Below are 2,337 nucleotides of genomic sequence, written 5' to 3'. Positions count from 1 at the left end.
GCGGAGCAGGGGCGCTCATGGGGGTTGCCTCGTATTGGGTGGCTAGCGGTTCCCCTTGCTTCTCGAGCTTACCGATCCAATGTGGCCGTTATCTTGGAGCGGTTTGTCGTCCAGGCCACTCACGGCTTGGGAGGTGTACGATCGCCCACAAACGCTAAGGTGCTTGCCCCCATGCCCCAGAAAATGAAGATCGATTTCGTCTCCGATATCGCATGCCCCTGGTGCGTCATCGGCCTCAGTGGCCTCGAGACCGCACTCGAGCGCCTGCACGATGTCATCGATCCGGAGATCACCTTCCATCCGTTCGAGCTGAACCCGAACATGGTGCCGGGTGGTGAAAATACGGTCGACCATATCGTCGCGAAGTACCGTATCCCGGCCGACGAGGCACGTGTCAACCGTGAGCGCATCAAGGCGCGCGCGGCGGCGCTCGGTTTCACCATGAACACCTCGGACTCGACCCGCATCTACAACACCTTCGACGCGCATCGCCTGCTGGCGTGGGCGTTGTCGCAGGGAAAGCAGCACGCGCTCAAGCGCCAGTTGTTCATCGTGAACTTCACCGACCAGACCGACCCGGGCAACCATGACGCCCTCGTCGCGGCGGCCGGCAAGGTGGGCCTGGACCAGACCGAAGCTCGCGCGGTGCTGGAGTCCGATCGTTACGCCGAGGAAGTCCGTCGGGATGAAGCGCTCTGGCAGAGTCGCGGCATTACCGGCGTGCCGGCTGTCATCATCAACGACCAGTACCTGATCTCGGGAGGCCAGCCGCCTGAAGAGTTCGAGCGTCAGTTGCGCAAGATCGCCGAGAGCGCTAGCTAACACCGACACGGAAACGACCGATGGAACCCTCCGATCCCATACGCGATTCGCTGACTATCCGTCCCGCTTTGCCGGAGGACTTCCCGGCGTGGAAGGAACTATGGGATGGCTATAACGCGTTTTACGGCCGTGTCGGCGAAACCGCCTTACCCGAGGAAATCACGGCGGCGACCTGGTTCCGTTTCTTCGACGGCTACGAACCGATGCACGCCATCGTCGCCGAACACGATGACAGGCTGGTTGGACTGGCGCATTTCCTCCTGCATCGAAGCACCACGCAACTGCAGCCGAACTGTTACCTCCAGGATGTCTTCACGGCGGAGCGTGCCAGAGGCAAGGGCGTGGCCCGCGCCTTGATCGACGAGGTCTACGCACGCGCCACGGCGCTTCGGGCGGGGCGCGTGTACTGGCAAACGCATGAGTCGAACGAGACGGCCATGTTCCTCTACGACAAGGTCGCGGAGAAGTCCGGCTTTATCGTCTATCGAAAGCTGTTGTGATATCTACATCGCGGAGGCTCAGATGAAACGAGTGACAGGTATCGGCGGAATTTTCTTCCACGCGCGCGACCCGGCGGCATTGCAGGCCTGGTACAAGAAACATCTCGGTATCGACGTCCAGTCCTGGGGCGGTGCGGCGTTCGACTGGGTCGACGAAGCTGGCAATCCGGTGAAGGGAACCACCGCCTGGTCGATAGGCAAGGCAGGTGGCGATCAGTTCGCGCCAAGTACCTCGACCTTCATGGTCAATTACCGCGTGGCGGATCTTGATGCCTTGCTCCAGGCGCTACGCGACGAGGGCTGTCACGTGCTGGAAAAGGCGGACGACTCCGAGTACGGAAAATTTGGCTGGGTCATGGATCCCGAGGGCAACAAGGTCGAACTCTGGGAACCGCCGGCCACGACTTCCTGAAGCTGATAGCGATGAAGGAGCATCGTTTGTGATGCGACTACAGACAACTTCAAGTTGWTTTGRTACGGTCGTTTCCGTTGCCTGCGTCGTCGCTGTSRAWGCYKCGCAGGCAACCATCGCTCTATGCGGTGAGAAGCGCGGGCCAAGGGTGTCTCACCACCCCTGACCCGCTAACCAAAACCAACTAGGAACCAGTTGATATGGCTACCACTGATAATACGGTACCCGCTCGCCCGCCGRAYCCCCYCGRCGACATTCCCATCGGTCACCGGGCGCTCTGCAGTCCACGCAGACACGGTTGAAGAACCGCGGCGGCAGCCGTAAWCCTGAGTTTTTTCTCGGCCGAGCARCACGGCGCGTCGCCGTGTGACCYGAGAACRGGCGCGGCTGCCTCCGCAACACACTTCGTCAACTCAAGCCGCACGRCGYCCGGACACGGRCAGCCGATGAACCCGCGMATCCGTTTGATCCGCGGCACGCCGGGCAGTGCACGGCGTGCCGCACCTTGGATGCGGGACAGCGCGGCGAGCAAGGAGAGCGTCATGGCTTCATTGRAAAGACCAGACACCCATCCCGGGTTCCACTATCAGATCGATCCGGAAG

3 protein-coding genes are annotated in these 2,337 nt (G+C 61.3%); all 3 read left to right on the top strand.

The window, feature by feature from the left end; all coding sequences use genetic code 11:
* Positions 1-171: 171 nt before the first annotated feature.
* The 3 genes from AC1DSN_RS21495 to AC1DSN_RS21485 are packed head-to-tail and all read left to right on the top strand — an operon-like array spanning position 172 to position 1,734.
* Positions 172-822, top strand: coding sequence for a DsbA family oxidoreductase (locus AC1DSN_RS21495; RefSeq protein ID WP_477332773.1), 651 nt, complete (start codon positions 172-174; stop codon positions 820-822).
* A 20-nt stretch (positions 823-842) separates the two neighbouring features.
* Positions 843-1,322 carry an N-acetyltransferase family protein gene (locus AC1DSN_RS21490; protein WP_477296371.1) on the top strand — a complete coding sequence of 160 codons (480 nt, stop codon included), beginning with the start codon at positions 843-845 and terminating at the stop codon, positions 1,320-1,322.
* A gap of 22 nt (positions 1,323-1,344) precedes the next feature.
* Positions 1,345-1,734 carry a VOC family protein gene (locus AC1DSN_RS21485; protein WP_477296370.1) on the top strand — a complete coding sequence of 130 codons (390 nt, stop codon included), beginning with the start codon at positions 1,345-1,347 and terminating at the stop codon, positions 1,732-1,734.
* Positions 1,735-2,337 lie beyond the last annotated feature (603 nt).

It is taken from the genome of Luteibacter sp. P4_D7_3, assembly GCF_056401735.1.
The sequence above is the reverse complement of the archived record's forward strand: the minus strand, read 5'-3'. Positions and strand labels throughout refer to the sequence as shown.